A 16,441-nucleotide genomic window follows, 5' to 3' on the forward strand; every position below is an offset into this window, starting at 1 on the left:
GGAGCAGAGCAGCGATGAGCAACCGAAGCCACCGGGCCGCACCCGAGCACACCCACCCCGACGACGTCCCGGTGCAGACCGCGCTCGCGGCACTCGCCGACCCCGTGCGGCTTCAGCTCGTCCGCGAACTGGCCACCACGGCCGACTGGGAGCACACCTGCGGCACCTTCGACGTCCCCGTGGGCAAGGCGGCGCTCAGCCACCACTTCTCGGTGCTGCGCGCGGCCGGGCTGATCGAACAGCGCGACATGGGCCCCAAGCGGGTCAACCGGCTCCGCCGCCCGGAGTTCGACCGGCGCTTCCCCGGACTGCTCGACCTGGTGCTGCGCGACCGGCGGGAGAACGGCGAGAACGAACGGTAGACGGCCGTCCCCACCGTAAGGACGCCGCAGCCACCGTAAGGACGCCGCTTCCACCGTAAAGACGCCGCAGCCACCGTAAAGACGTCACCGTAAGGACGCCCCCGCAAGAAAGGCCGCCGCGCCTCAGCGAGACGGGCCCGCCGAGCCCCCGGCCCGCACCAGCCCGGTCTCGTAGGCCATCACCACCACCTGCACCCGGTCCCGCAGCTCCAACTTGGTGAGGATGCGCCCCACATGGGTCTTCACGGTCGCCTCCGAGAGCACCAGCCGCGCCGCGATCTCGCCGTTCGACAGCCCCTGCGCGACCAGCAGCACCACCTCGCGCTCCCGGTCGGTGAGCCGCTCCAGCTCCGGACGGACCCGTCCGCCGCTTCCCCCACCGCCCGGCAGCATCGGCGCGAACCGGTCCAGCAGCCGGCGCGTCGTGCTGGGCGCGACCACCGCGTCACCGCTGTGCACCGCGCGGATCGCCGCGAGCAGCTCCGCGGGCGGCACGTCCTTGAGCATGAAGCCGCCCGCCCCGGCCTTGAGCGCGGAGAAGGCGTACTCGTCCAGATCGAACGTGGTCAGGATGATGACCTTCGGCGCCCCTTCCCGCTCGCATATCAGCCGGGTCGCCTCCACCCCGTCCAGCTTCGGCATCCGGACGTCCATGAGGACGACGTCCACCTCCGTGGAGCGCACCGCCTGCAGCGCCTCCACCCCATCGCCCGCCTCGGCGACGATCTCCATATCGGGCTGGGCCGCGAGCACCATCCGGAAGCCGGTACGCAGCAGCACTTGGTCATCGACGAGCATGACGCGAATCGACATTCCGGACGGGTCCTTTCCTCTGGCCGACAGCTCCTCTGGCCGACAGCCGGCTTACAGCGGCCATGGCGCGACGTTACGGCTGCGCATACGGGTCATGATGCGCCCACCGCTCAACGGGCCGGCTTCAGCGGCAGCAGTGCGCTGATCCGGAAGCCGCCGCCCGGCCGCGGTCCCGCGTCGAGCGTGCCGCCCACCATGCCGACGCGCTCGCGCATCCCGATCAGCCCGTGGCCGCTGCCGTCGGCGCCGCCGTCCTGGTACATCTCGCGCTGTGCGCCCCGCCCGTCGTCCTCGACCAGCAGCCCGAGCCCGTCGTCGAAGTAGGTGAGGCGGACGCTCGCGCCCACGTCCGGGCCCCCGTGCTTACGGGTGTTGGTGAGCGCCTCCTGCACGATGCGGTACGCGGTCAGCTCGACCCCGCTGGGGAGCTGGCGCGGGCTGCCCACCACCTTGAAGTCCACCGGGAGCCCGGCGCCGCGCACCTGCTCCACGAGCTCGTCGATCTGCTCGACGTCCGGCTGGGGGACGTAGTCGTTCTCCTCGCCCGGCTCCCCGGTGCGCAGCACGCCCAGCAGCCGCCGCATCTCGGCGAGCGCCTGGCGGCCGGTGCCGGAGATCGTCTCCAGCGCCTGCCGGGCCTGTTCGGGGGAGGCGTCCATGACGTACGCGGCGCCGTCCGCCTGCACCACCATCACCGACACGTTGTGTGCCACCACATCGTGCAGCTCCCGCGCGATCCGGGCGCGCTCGGCGGCCACCGCGACCTTGGACTGCGCCTCGCGCTCCTTTTCCAGCCGGGCGGCCCGCTCCTCGAGTTGGGCGTAGTAGGCGCGGCGGGTGCGGATCGAGTCGCCGAGCACCCAGGCCAGTACGAACGGGATGGAGACGAAGACCGCCGAGACGACGTCCTCCCACCAGCCCTGCTGGGAATGCGGCCAGCGGAGGGTGGCGAGGGGGGCCGCGCTGATCGCCACGCCCAGCGCGAAGCGGGAGGCCCGGCGCGCGGAGGCGACCGCCACCGTGTAGACGATCACCAGCATGGCGAAGTCGGCCAGATTGGGCTTGACGCTGGTGGCGAGCTGGGCGACACCGCACAGGATGGCCAGCACCAGCATCTTCTCGGGGGCGCGGCGGCGCAGCGCGACCGTCGTCCCCAGCGCCAGGACGATCGGCACGGCCGCGAAGCGGGAACCCCGGCTCATCTCCGCCTCCACGACCCACAGGAAACCGAAGCCGACGAGGAGGACGGCCCAGAAGGTGTCCACCCCTGTCGGATGCCTGCGGAGAAATTCGTAGAGGCGCTGCACGTCACCCAGCGTAGGCACCGCCGAACCCTCTCGGGTCAACCCGAGGGGCGATCCGTATCGCCCGGCCCTACTCCCCAAGGTGGAGACCATTCCACATAGCGTGGCGGTGTGGCGACCGAGAAGCATGAGTGGAGCGGATGGCGTACGGCGGCCGAACAGGCGCTGTACGGAGCGGGCGGATTCTTCCGCCGCCCGGAGGGCCCGGCCGGGCATTTCCGCACGTCGGTGCATGCCTCACCGCTTTTCGCCCGGGCGGTCGCGGAGCTGCTGCGCCGGGTGGACGAGGCGCTGGGGCACCCCGCCGAGCTGGCCCTGGTGGACCTGGGCGCCGGCCGCGGCGAGCTGCTCACACGGGTCCTCGCCCTGGCCCCCGGCCTGCCCGACGACCTGGACCGGCGGCTGCGACCCTACGCGGTGGAGCGGGCGGAGCGGCCGGCGGGCCTGGCGGAGCGGATCGCCTGGCTCGACGCCCCGCCCGAGGGGTGCACGGGGCTGCTGTTCGCCAATGAGTGGCTCGACAACGTGCCCGTGGACGTCGCCGAGACCGACGAGGACGGGGTGCCGCGCCGGGTCGAGGTGGACCTCGCGGCCCGGGACGGCACCGAGCGGCTGGGCGACCCGGTGGACGGCGAGGACGCCGCGTGGCTGGCCCGCTGGTGGCCCCTGGCGGACGCCGAACCGGGGCTGCGCGCCGAGATCGGCCATCCGCGCGAGGCGGCCTGGGCGGGGGCCGTGCGCTCCCTGCGGGCGGGCCTCGCGGTCGCCGTCGACTACGGCCACGAACGCGCCGCCCGGCCCCCCTTCGGCACGCTGACCGGCTTCCGCGAGGGGCGCGAGGTCCGGCCCGTACCGGACGGCTCCCGTGATCTGACGGCGCATGTCGCGATGGACGCGTGCGCCGCCGCGGCCGGGCCCGGCGCCGGGCTGATGACCCAGCGCGAGGCGCTGCGCGCGCTCGGCCTCGACGCCCGCCGCCCCCCGCTCGCCCTGGCCTCCACCGATCCCGCCGGCTACGTCCGCGCCCTCGGCACGGCGGGCGAGACCGCGGAGCTGACCGACCCCGCCGGTCTCGGCGCCTTCACCTGGCTCCACCACCCGGTGGGCCTGCCGCACGACCCGCTGCGGCCGTAAGGGCCCCTCATCGCGTCCCGGGCGGGGTCACGAGCCCCCGCGGGGGCCCTCGGGGGAGCTGAGAGACTGGGGGCATGACGGAGACGACAGTCGGCATCGGCGGCGCCGCGGAGAGCACCGACATGGTGCTCAACATCGGCCCACAGCACCCCTCCACTCACGGAGTGCTACGGCTGCGGCTGGTCCTCGACGGAGAGCGGATCCAGAGCGCCGAACCGGTCATCGGCTATATGCACCGGGGCGCGGAGAAGCTCTTCGAGGCGCGCGACTACCGCCAGATCATCATGCTCGCCAACCGCCACGACTGGCTCTCCGCCTTCTCCAACGAACTCGGCGTCGTACTCGCCGTCGAGCGGATGCTGGGCATGGAGGTCCCGGAGCGGGCGGTGTGGACCCGTACGCTGCTCGCCGAGCTCAACCGGATCCTGAACCATCTGATGTTCCTCGGCTCCTACCCCCTGGAACTGGGCGGCATCACGCCGATCTTCTACGCGTTCCGGGAGCGCGAGGACCTCCAGCACGTCATGGAGGAGATCTCCGGCGGCCGGATGCACTACATGTTCAACCGGGTCGGCGGCCTCAAGGAGGACCTCCCGGCGGGCTGGCTGGGCCGGGCCCGGCAGGCCGTGGCCGAGGTGCGCTCCCGGATGAACGTGTACGACGACCTGGTACTCGGCAACGAGATCTTCCGGGGCCGCACCCGCGACGTCGGCGTCCTGGCCCGCGAGGCGGTGCACGCGTACGGCGTCAGCGGCCCCATCGCCCGGGCCTCGGGGGTCGACTTCGATCTGCGGCGCGACGAGCCGTATCTGGCCTACCCGGAGCTCCAGGACGTCCTCAAGGTCGTCACCCGGCAGGAGGGCGACTGCCTCGCCCGGTTCGAATGCCTGCTGGAGCAGGCGCACAACTCCCTGGCGCTGGCGGACGCCTGCCTGGACCGGCTCGACGAGCTCCCGGCGGGGCCGATCAACCAGCGGCTGCCGAAGGTGCTCAAGGCGCCCGAGGGCCACACCTACGCCTGGACCGAGAACCCGCTCGGCCTCAACGGCTACTACCTCGTCTCCAAGGGCGAGAAGACGCCGTACCGGCTGAAGCTCCGCTCGGCCTCGTTCAACAACATCCAGGCGATCACCGAACTGCTGCCGGGCACTCTCGTCGCCGACATGGTGGCGATCCTGGGGTCGCTCTTCTTCGTCGTCGGCGACATCGACAAGTAGGCGACATCGAAAAGTAGTCGGCGACGCCAACCCGCCGCGCGGGCGCGATCCCGGACCCGCTGCGCGGGCGATCCCGTTACGAGATCGCGCTGCGCAGCTCCCCGAGGTCGATCTGTTCCGTCTCATCGTGCGCGGTGAGGTCGATGACCTCGCCCACCGCGCCCTTCCTGGTCTCCGCGAGGGTCTCGTCGCCGATCACATCGGCGAGGTCCTCCTCGGCGGGTTCGGGCTCCCGCTTCTGCTTCTTCGGGTGCTTCTTCTGGGTGCCGAAGTAGTCGAAGCCGCTCTCCGAACGGGAGGCGGCCCGGCGTGCCGCGGCATACGGCACCACCGCCGAGGCGGCCGTACGGGTGTGGACGGGCGGCTCCTGGGGGCCGTCGTCGTCCTGCCCGCCGGCCGCCGGGGGCTTCCCCAGCGTGGCGGCACCGCCCTTGTCGCGGCTCTCGCGACGGCCCTTGTGCCCGTCGCGCTCCGCGTCCTTCTCGGCGTCCATCGCGGGGGCCGGGGTGTCGGATCGGGCGCCCGCGGCGGCCTGCTCCCGGCGCTCCTTCTGCCGTCGCGCGCTCTCCCTGAGCCGGCTGAGCGCCTCGTCGGCCTTGGCGTACGCGGTGGCCGACGGCATGACGCGCCCGGAGGCGGTGCCGTCCGGCTCGTTCGACTCGACGCTCGACCCGGCAGATTCGGCGGGTTCGGCGGGTTCGGCGGGTTCGGCGGGCCTGGTCGCCGCCTCCAGCGCCTTCGCCGGGGACGCGGCCTCCAGCGCGAGCCGGCGGCGGCCCTCCAGGGCGGTGGCCCGCTCGGTCTCGGCCGTGGCGTAGCGGCGCAGCAGCTCGGCGTGCTCGTTGCGCAGCCGGGCGAGCTCGGCGCGCTTGGCGCGCAGCCGGGTGTTGAGCGCGGTGCGGAGCTCGCTCGCCTTCTCGGCGTCCGCCTCGAGCTCCGCGATCCGCTCCTCGTACTTCATCTCCTGGCGCGCGGCCTCGCTCGCGGCCTCCGCGACGCGGCGGCCGGCCGAGCGGTCCCAACGGCGCATCAGGAAGGCGCCGACGACCGCGGCGGCGGCCGCGGTCGCGGCAAGCCCGCGGATCACGACCGTATCGCCGACCAGCCAGGCTCCGGCGGCGCAGGTTATTGACGCGACTGCGACCGAAGCGGAGGGAAGAAGCCTGTGCAGGGGTGGGGATTGGCGGTGGCGTCCACGTGGCATGGCCCGAAACTTACCGTGCAAAGGGGTCGCTTGGGTGCCCGCCGGGCCAGATCTGTTGTCAATCCGTTGGCAAATAGCGGCGGTCGCGCGGCCGTGATCCCTTGCCAAGCCCTCCCGAGCGGGGTTTTGATCCTACTTCACCAGTCCCTTGTCCCGCAGGTAGTCGGCGGCGACATCCGTCGGCTTGAGCCGCTCGGCGTCAACTTTCTTGTTGAGTTCCCGCAGATCGGCGGTCGTCAGCACCTTGGTGAGCTTGTTCAGCGAGTCCGCGATCTTCTGCGAGCCGGCGGACTTCGCATTCACCACGGGAAGTACATTGTCGGCATTCTGCAGATTTTTGTCGTCGTCGAGCAGGACGAGCCCGAACTGATCCAGCGTGCTGTCCGTGGTCGTGGTCAGGACCATCTGGTCCTTACCGTCCTTGACGGCCTGCTTGGCCTGGACGCTGCCGATGTCCAGCGGGTCGATGCCGGCGATGTCGATGCCGTACTTCTTCTCCAGACCCGGCTGGCAGAAGGGCCGCTTGGGGCATTCGTCGCCCGCCGCCAGGGTGACCTTCTGCTTCGACTTCCCGAGGTCGGAGAGCGTCTTGAGATCATGTTCCTTCGCGAAGTCACCGCCGACCGCGAAGGCGTTCTGGTCCACGGCCTTGCCGGGGTCCAGCACCTTCAGCCCGCGCGGTTCGGCGAGCTTCTTCAGCGCCGTGACCGTCTCGTCGACGTCCGAGGAGGCCACCGGGGCGGCATTCGACCCGTTCTTCTTCTGGTTGAGGAATTCGGCCAGCGTCGCCGCGTACTCCGGCACGACATCCATCTGGCCCTTCTCCAGGGCCGGTTCATACAGCTCGCGGGCGTCCACGGTCTTGATCGAAGTGGAATAGCCGGCGTCCTTCAGAACGCCCGCGTACAGCTCCGCGAGGATCTTCGACTCGGAGAAGGAGGCGGATCCGATCACCAGCGAGCCCTTGCCCGGTTTCCCGGTGCTGTCACCGCCGCTCGACTTCTCCAGGCTGTCCCCGCCACACGCGGTCAGCCCGGCCGTCAGCGCGGCGACCCCCGCCACGGCCGCCGCCGCCCGATAGATCTTGCTCATGGTTCCCCATCCGTAGTTGTCCGCGTCGTCGCGTCTGCTGCGTCGGCCGCGTTTCTGCGTGTTCCGCGTTTTTCCGCGTCGTCGGCGCTCTGTGGGTTGTCCGCGCTCTCTGCGTCGGCCGCGCCATCCGCGTCACCCGCGCGGTCCGCGCTGGGTGTCCGCACGCGCGTGCGTCCGGTCGCGGGAGGACTCGGCGCCCGCGGGTGCTACGTCGTCAGCGCCGGTGAGGCCGGGGCCTGGTCGGCGGGCGGGCGCCGGGCGGCGGCCGGCCGCCGCCCCGTCCTGCGCCGCATCGGGTCGAGCAGCAGCCCCAGCACCACGAAGACGCCCTCGACCACCAGCGCGAGGGCCGCGACCAGCACCGCCCCGGCCACCACCTGCGGGGTGTCGGTGAGCCGGAAGCCCGCCGTGATGATCCGGCCGAGACCGCCGCCGCCGGGCAGCGCGGCCAGCGTCGCGGTGGCCACGACCTGCACCGCGGCCGTCCGAACGCCCGTCATGATGAGCGGGAACGCCAGCGGCAGCTCGACCCTGCGGATGAGCTGGCCGCCCGTCATCCCCATCCCGCGGGCCGCCTCCACGACTTCCCGGTCCGCCTCGTGCACTCCGACGTAGGCGTTGGTGAGCAGCGGCGGGATGGCGAACAGCACCAGCGCGATGATCGTGGGCCACTCGCCGTGCGTCCCCAGCGGGCTGAGCAGCAACAGCACCAGCACCGCGAAGGTGGGCACGGCGCGCCCCGCGTTGGAGATGTTGACCGCGAGCGCGCCGCCCTTGCCGATATGGCCGAGGGCCACGGCGATCGGCAGCGCCACCGCGCAGGCGATGGCCAGGCAGGCGAAGGTCAGGAACAGATGCTGGCCCAGCCGGTGCCACACCCCGTCGGGGCCCGCCCAGTGCGACCCGGTGGCCAGCCAGGTCCACGCCTTGGCGACGACGTCCATCAGGTGGTGCCCTTCCGACTCTTGCGCGCCCACGGCGTCAGCAGCCGCTGGAGGGCGAGCAGCAGCAGATCCGCCACCACCGCCAGCGCCACGCACAGCACCGAGGCGGTGAGCACCTCGGCCTTGAAGAAGCTGCGCATGCCCTCGTAGATGAGGTTGCCGAGGCCGCCGTATCCGATGATCGCGCCCACTGTGGTGAGCGAGACCGTGGAGACGGTGGTGATCCGCAGCCCGGCCATCACCGCGGGCAGCGCGAGGGGCAGTTCCACGCCGAACAGCAGCCGCAGCGGGCCGTACCCCATGCCCCGGGCCGCCTCCCGCGCCTCTTCGGGCACCGAGGCGAGACCGGCCATGATGTTGCGCACCAGGATCGTGAGCGAATAGAGCACCAGACCGGTGATCACCACCGCGACCGAGACCCCGAACACGGGCAGCAGCAGCGAGAACATCGCCAGCGACGGCACCGTGTAGAGGATCGTGGTCAGCCCCAGCACCGGCCCCGACACCACCTTCCACCGGCGGGCCAGCAGCGCCAGCGGAAGGGCGACCAACAGACCGATCGCGACCGAGGCGAGCGTGATCCACACATGCTCGAGCGTCGCGTCCGTCAGCTCCTGACCACGTGTGCGTACATACTCACCGCATATCCACTCGTTACTGATCAGACAGTTTCCGTCGGCCATACGCTCACCTCCCCCGTCGGGTCACGGCCCGTTGCTCTTCACAATTCCTGGTGACCCTAACCCCGAGAGATGACAATCTCGTCCGATCGCCACACAACAGCAACAATGTCTGCCACGAATGCGGCAACAATGAGGAGCCATGATCCGTTTCGAGCATGTCACCAAGCGCTACCCCGATGGCACGACGGCCGTGGACGACCTCTCCTTGGAGGTGGCGGAGGGTGAGCTGGTCACCCTGGTCGGCCCCTCGGGCTGCGGCAAGACCACGACGATGAAGATGGTGAACCGGCTCATCGAGCCGACATCGGGGCGGATCCTGGTGGACGGCGAGGACATCGCCGAGGCCGATCCGGTCGCCCTGCGCCGCCGTATCGGCTATGTCATCCAGCAGGTCGGGCTGTTCCCGCACAAGACCGTGCTCGAGAACACCTCCACCGTGCCGCATCTTCTGGGCTGGCAGCGGAAGAAGGGGCGGGAGCGCGCCGCCGAGCTGCTCGACCTGGTCGGCCTCGACCCGTCCGTCTACGGCGACCGCTACCCCGACCAGCTCTCCGGCGGCCAGCGGCAACGCGTCGGCGTGGCCCGCGCGCTGGCCGCGGATCCGCCGGTGCTGCTGATGGACGAGCCGTTCGGCGCGGTCGACCCGGTCGTACGCGAGCATCTGCAGAACGAATTCCTGCGACTTCAGTCACAGGTGCGCAAGACCGTGCTCTTCGTCACCCATGACATAGAGGAGGCGGTCCGGCTCGGGGACCGCATCGCGGTCTACGGCTCGGGGCGGATCGAGCAGTTCGACACCCCGGCCACGGTGCTGGGCGCGCCCGCCACCCCGTATGTGGCCGACTTCGTCGGCGCGGACCGCGGGCTGAAGCGGCTGTCGGTCACCCCCATCGAGCCGGGCGACCTGGAGCAGCCGCCCGTCGTCCACCTGGACGACCCGCTCGCCAAGGCGGCCGCCCGGCTGGCCTCGGAGGGGGCGCGCTGGGCCGTCGTCCTGGACGACGCGGAGCGGCTGCACGGCTGGATCCCGGCGGACGCGGCCGACAACCCGAAGGGGACCGTACGGGACCAGGCGCGCCGGATGGAGGCGTGGCTGCCGGTCGGGGCGCCGCTCAAGCAGGCGTTCAGCACGATGCTGCAGCATGACGCGGGCTGGATCGCGGTCCTGGACGAGGACCGCTTCCTCGGCGTCCTCACCCCGGCCCGGCTCCATGAGGCCCTCCGCCGCTCGATCGACGCCGACGCGGGCGGCATCGCCCGCGGGGACGTGCAGTTGCAGACCGTCGCCGACGTCTAGGACGCCCCCGGGCCCTCCGGACCTCCCCCGCACTCCCCCGACGCCTTCCGGAGGCTTTCGGGGGTTCGGGGGAGCCCCGGAGGCTCAGCGGTCGCCGAGGCGGCCGCCGAGCCACTCCAGCGCGGCGGGGACCTCCCGCTTCCAGGTGTTGAAGTTGTGGCCGCCGGTGCCCAGGATGATCGACGAGATGCGGGTCGGCTCCCCGCGCCGGTTCAGCCGCTTCACCTTGTTCACGAAGCGCACGGTGTCCCGGTAGTTCTCCTCACCGTGCTCACTGCTGGAGACCAGCAGCGACACCGGCGGCGCCGGCTTGCGGGACAGCCGCCACATCAGGTCGTTCTCCCGCTCCAGCCGCTTGTTGCCGCCGAAGAGATCGCCCGTGGTCGCGTCGATCGGGGCCTTGTACGACGGGGAGAGCCCGGCCGCCGCGGAGAAGGCGTCGGGGTGGCGCATCGCCATCTTCAGGGCGCAGTAGCCGCCGGTGGAATTTCCGATGACGCCCCAGTTACGGGCCCGCTGGCCCACTCGGTAGTGGTCGGCCACCGCCTTCGGCACGTCCTTGGTGAAGAACGTCTCGGTCCGCGGCCCATCCGGCACGTCCACGCACTCGGTGTCGCGCGGCGACGCGACCGTCGGCCGCATCATCACCAGGACGAGGGGCTGCATCCTCCCCGCTTTGACCAGCTTGTACGAGTTCTGGGGGTATTTCAGGCCATTGATGAGGGCTTCGGTGGTGCCCGGGTATCCGGTCAGCACCAGCGCGGCGGGGAAGGTCCGCCGGGCGTACTCGGGCCGGAAGTACTCTGGCGGCAGATAGATGTACGCGGGGCTCGCGATCCCGGAGACCGGCCCCTGGATGTTCACCTTCTCGACCCGCCCGGCGACCCTGGGCGACGAGCCGCCGTCCCCGGCCAGGTGACGGGTCTCGGTGACCTTCACCCGGGTACCGGGGGTGTCGTGGTCCACCACGACACCCGGCTCGTCCTGCGTACCGAAGAGGTCGGACCAGGAACCGTAGAAGCCGAACGACTGATTGGCGAACAATCCGAACGCCGCGAACACGGTGAGCTGTGTCCCCAGTAACATGCCGACCCGGCCGAGCACGGGAGCCACTCCGCGCCCGGACAACCGGGGCCACAGCCATATCGTGGCCGCGAACAGCAGCAACGCCGCTACGACCGCCGCGATCACGAGGTTGTTGCTCGTGAGACCCATCACTATCTTTCTGCCGGGCGGCCGGCTCCCCCGTGCCGCGGTTGGAACCCCGCCGCCTCAAACGGCGTCTACCAGGGCGCAAATCGTGCGGATGCCACGCAACAGAACCAAAGATCCTCTTGACCGAAGCGACGGGAATACAGATGCCTGACAGTCAAGATGCCGAAACGTCCGGAGAGGTTCCCAACCGGATACGGCGCCTGCTGCGCGGCCCCAGGCCGGAGGCCATGCCCACGGTCGTCGGCACAGCCTGCACGCTCATCGGGCTGATGGACATCGTCTTCCCCCGGCTGCGCCACAGCAGGGTGCACGCGCTGGCCGAGCTGCTGCCGGGCGCCGTGAGCTCCCTGGCCGCCGCCGCCTCGATCGTGGTCGGTCTGCTGCTGCTGATGCTGGCCCACGGCCTCAAGCGGCGTAAGCGGCGGGCCTGGGTCGCGGCCGTGGGGCTGCTGCCCGTCGGCGCGGCCGCCCAGCTCCTCTACCGGCACTCGGTCATCGGCATGGTCCTCTCCCTCGTCCTGATGGGGGTGCTGATCCGCTACCGCGCCGAGTTCGCGGCGCTGCCCGATCCGCGCAGCCGCTGGATGGCGCTGGCCAACTTCGTGGTCATGGGCGCGGTCAGCCTCGGCGTGGGACTGCTCATCGTCCGTTCCCATCCGGACGCCATCGAAGGAAATCCGTCGCTCAGCGAGCAGCTGGAACATGTCCTGTGGGGCCTGTTCGGCTTCGAGGGGCCGGTCGGCTACCGCCACGGCGCGGACTACACCGTCGGCTACTCGCTCGGCGCGCTCGGCCTGCTGACCGTCGCCACCACCGCCTATCTCGCCTTCCGCCCCGAACACCCCGCCGCCCGCCTCACCCCCGGGGACGAGGAGCGGCTGCGGGAGCTGCTCGCCGCCCACGGGCGCCGCGACTCGCTCGGCCACTTCGCGCTCCGCCGCGACAAGGCCGTGGTCTTCTCCCCCAGCGGCAAGGCCGCGGTCTGCTACCGCGTGGTCTCCGGGGTGATGCTCGCCAGCGGCGACCCGGTCGGCGACGTGGAGGCGTGGCCCGGCGCGATCGCCTGCTTCATGGAGGAGGCGCGGGCCCACTCCTGGACCCCGGCGGTGATGGGGTGCAGCGAGACCGGCGGCGAGGTGTGGACCCGGGAGACCGGCCTGGACGCGCTCGAACTCGGCGACGAGGCCATCGTCGATGTGGCGGACTTCACCCTGTCCGGGCGCGCCATGCGCAACGTACGCCAGATGGTCAAGCGGATCGAGCGGGCCGGCTACCAGACCCGGGTGCGGCGCGCCGCCGACCTGGGCCCCGAGGAACTGGAGGCCATCCGGCGCGCCGCCGCCGACTGGCGGGGCACCGACACCGAGCGCGGCTTCTCGATGGCGCTGGGCCGGATCGGCGACCCGGCGGACGGGGACGCGGTCATCGCCACCGCCCACAAGGCCGCCGGCGAGGACGCCGAGGAGGGCCCGTACGGGGACCTCAAGGCCGTGCTGCACTTCGTGCCGTGGGGCCCGGACGGAATGTCCCTGGAGCTGATGCGGCGCGACCGGAGCGCCGACCCGGGCATGAACGAGCTGCTGATCGTGGCCGCCCTGCAGGCCGCCCCCGAGCTGGGCGTGGAGCGGGTGTCGCTGAACTTCGCGATGTTCCGCTCGGCGCTGGCGCGCGGCGAGAAGCTGGGCGCGGGCCCGGTGCTGCGCGGCTGGCGGGCGCTGCTGGTGTTCCTCTCCCGCTGGTTCCAGATCGAATCGCTGTACAAGTTCAACGCCAAGTTCCAGCCGCGCTGGGAGCCGCGCTTCGTGGTCTTCCGCAACACCCGGGACCTGCCCCGGATCGGCCTGGCCGCGATGCAGGCCGAGGGCTTCGTCTCGTTCGCCCTGCCCCGGCTGCTGCGCCGCGGACCGCGCCCCGAGCCCCGGCCCTGCGCCCATCGGCGGCTGGCCGACGGGCGGGGGCTGCAGCAGGCGGCCTGATCCAGAAGGCACCCCCTACGCCTAGGCTGGGCACATGAGCACGTTGCATGGGCGGGGCCGGGTGGCCGGACTGCCGGAGTGGGACCGGTGCGCGGTGATGGGCGTGGTGAACGTCACACCGGACTCCTTCTCCGACGGCGGCCGGTGGTTCGACACCGAACTGGCCGTCAAGCACGGTCTCGATCTGGTCGCCGCCGGGGCCGACCTGGTGGACGTCGGCGGTGAGTCGACCCGGCCCGGCGCGGCGCGCGTCGACGAGGCCGAGGAGCTGCGCCGGGTGATCCCCGTCGTCCGGGAGCTGGCCGCGACCGGTGCCGTGATCAGCGTGGACACCATGCGGGCCACGGTGGCCGAGCGGGCCGTGGCGGCCGGGGCCCGGCTGGTCAACGACGTCAGCGGCGGCGGCGCCGACCCCGCGATGGTGCCCGCGGTGGCCGCGGCGGAGGTGCCGTTCGTGGTGATGCACTGGCGCGGCCAGTCGATCGACATGAACAACCGAGCGGTGTACGCGGACGTGGTCGGCGAGGTCGTCGCCGAGCTGCGCACCGGCCTGGAGCAGGCCGTCGCGGGCGGTATCGACCCGGAACGGATCGTGATCGACCCGGGCCTGGGCTTCGCCAAGGACGCCGGGCACGACCTGACTCTGGTCGCCCATCTGTCCGCGCTGCGGGAGCTGGGCCGCCCGCTGCTGGTGGCGGCCTCCCGCAAGCGGTTCCTGGGGCGCGTCCTGGCCGGCGACGGCGGCAGCCCGCCGCCCGCGCGTGAGCGGGACGCCGCCACGGCGGCGGTCACCGCGCTCGCGGCGCGTGAGGGCGCCTGGGCCGTCCGGGTGCACGAGGTACGGGCCAGTGCGGACGCGGTGCGCGTGGCGCGGGCCATCGAAGCGGCCGAGAACGCGGCGGGAGCGCTGTGACTTCCCTTACGGACAACGAACGTGTGGCGCAGGTGAACACCGCGCTGTACGACGCCATGGAGCAGGGCGATCACACCACGCTGCAGCGGCTGTGGCTGGACTCCCCCGACACCGAGGTGTCCTGTGTCCACCCGGGCTGGCCGGTGCTGCGCGGCCGCGGCGAGGTGCTCCGCTCCTATGCGCTGATCATGGCCAATACGGACTACATCCAGTTCTTCCTGACGGATGTCGAGGTGTCGGTGATGGCCGACACCGCCCTGGTGACCTGCACCGAGAACATCCTCAGCGGCGCCCCCGCGGAGGAGGAGGGCCAGCTCGGCCCGCTGGTGGGCCAGCTCGTCGTGGCCACGAATGTGTTCCGCCGCACGGAGGACGGCTGGAAGGTCTGGTCGCACCACGGCTCCCCGGTCCTCGCGGAGAGTGACGACGAGGAGCCGGGCGGTCCCGAAGGCCCCGCCGACGACGGGTTGTTGCCGGGCTGACCCGACCCCGTTCGAGCCCCGCGAGGTGGGGGTAGAAGGCTGTGGCGCGGAGCGTCGGCAGCGGGCACCGCCCACCCCATGGGCGCATGCCGCCGGGGCCCGCAGGTAGATTGCGAGGCAGGTACCCCCGCAGACGGCAGGGGACGGGTGGTGCGCTCCGGCCAGGAGGGCGTGCCCGCGTACCGACGACCAGCAGGAGTGATTCAGGTGGATCGTGTCGCGCTGCGCGGCCTGAAGGCTCGCGGGCACCACGGCGTGCTACCCCATGAGCGCGAGGAGGGCCAGGACTTCGTCGTGGACCTCGTGCTCGGCCTGGACACTCGGCCCGCCGCGGCCGACGACGATCTCGGCAAGACCGTCCACTACGGAGTGGTGGCGGAAGAGGTCGTGGCCGTGGTGCGGGGTGAGCCGGTCGATCTGATCGAGACGCTGGCCGAACGGATCGCGGACCGGTGCCTCAAGCACGACGTGGTACGGGAGGTCGAGGTCGTGGTGCACAAGCCCCAGGCCCCGATCACCGTGCCCTTCGACGACGTGACCATCACCATCACCCGGAGCCGAGTATGAGCAGCAGCGACCCGACCGTGCAGCCCGTTCCCATCTCCGTGGTGGAGCAGGTGGACGCCGCCGATGTGACGTTGAGCAACCCCAAACGAGCGGTGATCTCGCTCGGCAGCAATCTGGGCAACCGCCTGGAGACCCTCCAGGGCGCCATCGACGCGCTGGAGGACACCCCGGGCCTGCGGGTCAAGGCCGTCTCGCCGGTGTACGAGACGGACCCGTGGGGCGTGGAGCCCGGCACCCAGGCCACGTACTTCAACGCGGTGGTGCTGATCAAGACGACGCTGCCGCCGTCCTCGCTGCTGGAGCGCGGCCACGCGATCGAGGAGGCGTTCGAGCGGGTGCGGGACGAGCGCTGGGGCCCGCGCACCATCGACGTGGACATCGTGGCGTATCAGGACGTGGTGTCCGACGACCCCCACCTGACCCTGCCGCATCCGCGCGCCCATGAGCGCGCCTTCGTGCTGGTGCCGTGGAACGACGTGGATCCGCGGGCCGAGGTCCCCGGGCGCGGGGCGGTGGCGGGGCTGCTGGCCGCGATGGGCCAGGAAGGTGTCCGGGTCCGCACCGATCTGGAACTGCGACTGCCCGAGTAGACGTTGATCCGGATAGGTTCCGGAGACGTTGGCACGTACTGAATTGAGGGGCGACCGCTCGGTGAAGCAACTTCGGATCGGGGTGCTGGTCGGGCTGTTCGCCGTGGCCGGTGTGGTGTCGTGGGCGGGCGCCCGGCTGTGGGACACGGTGGGGTCGCTGCCGAGCGTCCCGGTGGCCGCGCCGATCGTGCTGGCCCTGATCGCGGTCGTGCTGGCCGCCACCGCGCTGTCGCTGCGGTCCCGGCTGCGCGCCCAGCGCGAGCGGCAGCCGGGCGCCAAGGGCGTCGACCCGATGGTGGCCGCCCGTGCGGTGCTCTTCGGGCAGGCCAGCGCGCTGGTGGCGGCGCTGGTCGCGGGGATGTACGGCGGGGCGGGCGTCTTCCTGGCCATGGAGCAGCTCGATGTGCCCGCCCGCCGGGATCAGGCCATCTACGCCGGGGCGTCGGTACTGGCGGCCGCGGGGGTGGTGGCGGCCGCGTTCTTCCTGGAGCGGGTCCTCAAGCTCCCGGAGGACGACGACAACGACGGCAACGGCCCGAGCGCCGCGGCCCGCGCCTGAGGCGCACAGACAGGCGCAGCGGACGCCCGAGGGCACGAGTCCACCCGTACGGGCCTCGCCCTGTGCCGCTGAGGCTCAGGCCCGGCTGA

At 71.7% G+C, this 16,441-nt stretch carries 17 protein-coding genes; 10 read left to right on the forward strand and 7 right to left on the reverse strand.

Annotation, left to right across the window (positions count from 1 at the left end):
* The first annotated feature begins 14 nt into the window (after nt 1–14).
* A complete protein-coding gene (locus STRVI_RS41935) occupies nt 15–362 on the forward strand; it encodes an ArsR/SmtB family transcription factor (protein WP_014061639.1) in 348 nt (115 codons plus the stop codon).
* Between the two features lie 123 nt (nt 363–485).
* Here the strand turns inward: STRVI_RS41935 and STRVI_RS41940 are convergent, their stop codons facing one another.
* Entirely contained in the window at nt 486–1,175 is a 690-nt protein-coding gene (locus tag STRVI_RS41940) for a response regulator transcription factor (protein WP_014061640.1), read from the reverse strand.
* A 110-nt stretch (nt 1,176–1,285) separates the two neighbouring features.
* The gene (locus tag STRVI_RS41945; protein ID WP_043241575.1) at nt 1,286–2,482 is read right to left on the reverse strand and encodes a sensor histidine kinase; all 1,197 of its coding nucleotides are present in this window, start codon (nt 2,480–2,482) and stop codon (nt 1,286–1,288) included.
* Between the two features lie 108 nt (nt 2,483–2,590).
* On the opposite strand from STRVI_RS41945, the gene STRVI_RS41950 reads away from it, so the two are divergent.
* Together STRVI_RS41950 and STRVI_RS41955 are read left to right on the forward strand one after the other, a co-directional pair.
* Complete coding sequence (locus tag STRVI_RS41950) at nt 2,591–3,613, forward strand: SAM-dependent methyltransferase (RefSeq protein ID WP_014061642.1); 1,023 nt, start codon at nt 2,591–2,593, stop codon at nt 3,611–3,613.
* A 74-nt stretch (nt 3,614–3,687) separates the two neighbouring features.
* The gene (locus STRVI_RS41955) at nt 3,688–4,830 is read left to right on the forward strand and encodes an NADH-quinone oxidoreductase subunit D (protein WP_014061643.1); all 1,143 of its coding nucleotides are present in this window, start codon (nt 3,688–3,690) and stop codon (nt 4,828–4,830) included.
* A gap of 76 nt (nt 4,831–4,906) precedes the next feature.
* On the opposite strand, the gene STRVI_RS41960 is transcribed toward STRVI_RS41955, so the two are convergent.
* The 4 genes from STRVI_RS41960 to STRVI_RS41975 all read right to left on the reverse strand — a co-directional run bounded on the left by STRVI_RS41960 (nt 4,907) and on the right by STRVI_RS41975 (nt 8,753).
* A complete protein-coding gene (locus STRVI_RS41960; RefSeq protein ID WP_014061644.1) occupies nt 4,907–5,917 on the reverse strand; it encodes a hypothetical protein in 1,011 nt (336 codons plus the stop codon).
* 249 nt (nt 5,918–6,166) lie between these two features.
* On the reverse strand, nt 6,167–7,126 hold the full coding sequence (locus STRVI_RS41965) for an ABC transporter substrate-binding protein (protein ID WP_014061645.1): 960 nt from the start codon (nt 7,124–7,126) through the stop codon (nt 6,167–6,169).
* 206 nt (nt 7,127–7,332) lie between these two features.
* A complete protein-coding gene (locus STRVI_RS41970) occupies nt 7,333–8,070 on the reverse strand; it encodes an ABC transporter permease (RefSeq protein ID WP_014061646.1) in 738 nt (245 codons plus the stop codon).
* A complete protein-coding gene (locus STRVI_RS41975) occupies nt 8,070–8,753 on the reverse strand; it encodes an ABC transporter permease (protein ID WP_014061647.1) in 684 nt (227 codons plus the stop codon). Before STRVI_RS41975 ends, STRVI_RS41970 begins: the two co-directional genes overlap by 1 nt.
* A 139-nt stretch (nt 8,754–8,892) precedes the next feature.
* On the opposite strand from STRVI_RS41975, the gene STRVI_RS41980 reads away from it, so the two are divergent.
* A complete protein-coding gene (locus STRVI_RS41980) occupies nt 8,893–10,050 on the forward strand; it encodes an ABC transporter ATP-binding protein (protein ID WP_014061648.1) in 1,158 nt (385 codons plus the stop codon).
* An 84-nt stretch (nt 10,051–10,134) separates the two neighbouring features.
* Here STRVI_RS41980 and STRVI_RS41985 read toward each other — a convergent pair whose 3' ends face one another.
* Entirely contained in the window at nt 10,135–11,265 is a 1,131-nt protein-coding gene (locus STRVI_RS41985) for an alpha/beta hydrolase (protein WP_014061649.1), read from the reverse strand.
* 143 nt (nt 11,266–11,408) lie between these two features.
* On the opposite strand from STRVI_RS41985, the gene STRVI_RS41990 reads away from it, so the two are divergent.
* From STRVI_RS41990 to STRVI_RS42015, 6 genes are all read left to right on the forward strand, one after another.
* On the forward strand, nt 11,409–13,241 hold the full coding sequence (locus STRVI_RS41990; protein ID WP_014061650.1) for a phosphatidylglycerol lysyltransferase domain-containing protein: 1,833 nt from the start codon (nt 11,409–11,411) through the stop codon (nt 13,239–13,241).
* Between the two features lie 34 nt (nt 13,242–13,275).
* Nucleotides 13,276–14,154: a dihydropteroate synthase gene (gene folP, locus STRVI_RS41995; RefSeq protein WP_014061651.1), complete on the forward strand. Its 879-nt coding sequence runs from the start codon at nt 13,276–13,278 to the stop codon at nt 14,152–14,154.
* Nucleotides 14,151–14,636 carry a nuclear transport factor 2 family protein gene (locus STRVI_RS42000; protein WP_014061652.1) on the forward strand — a complete coding sequence of 162 codons (486 nt, stop codon included), beginning with the start codon at nt 14,151–14,153 and terminating at the stop codon, nt 14,634–14,636. The genes folP and STRVI_RS42000 overlap by 4 nt, the downstream gene beginning before the upstream one ends.
* A gap of 207 nt (nt 14,637–14,843) precedes the next feature.
* On the forward strand, nt 14,844–15,203 hold the full coding sequence (gene folB / locus STRVI_RS42005) for a dihydroneopterin aldolase (RefSeq protein ID WP_014061653.1): 360 nt from the start codon (nt 14,844–14,846) through the stop codon (nt 15,201–15,203).
* The gene (gene folK / locus STRVI_RS42010; RefSeq protein WP_014061654.1) at nt 15,200–15,793 is read left to right on the forward strand and encodes a 2-amino-4-hydroxy-6-hydroxymethyldihydropteridine diphosphokinase; all 594 of its coding nucleotides are present in this window, start codon (nt 15,200–15,202) and stop codon (nt 15,791–15,793) included. Before folB ends, folK begins: the two co-directional genes overlap by 4 nt.
* 61 nt (nt 15,794–15,854) lie before the next feature.
* Nucleotides 15,855–16,352, forward strand: coding sequence for a DUF3180 domain-containing protein (locus STRVI_RS42015; RefSeq protein ID WP_014061655.1), 498 nt, complete (start codon nt 15,855–15,857; stop codon nt 16,350–16,352).
* The last annotated feature ends 89 nt before the right edge of the window (nt 16,353–16,441 follow it).

Source organism: Streptomyces violaceusniger Tu 4113, from assembly GCF_000147815.2.
GTDB classification, from domain to species: domain Bacteria; phylum Actinomycetota; class Actinomycetes; order Streptomycetales; family Streptomycetaceae; genus Streptomyces; species Streptomyces violaceusniger_A.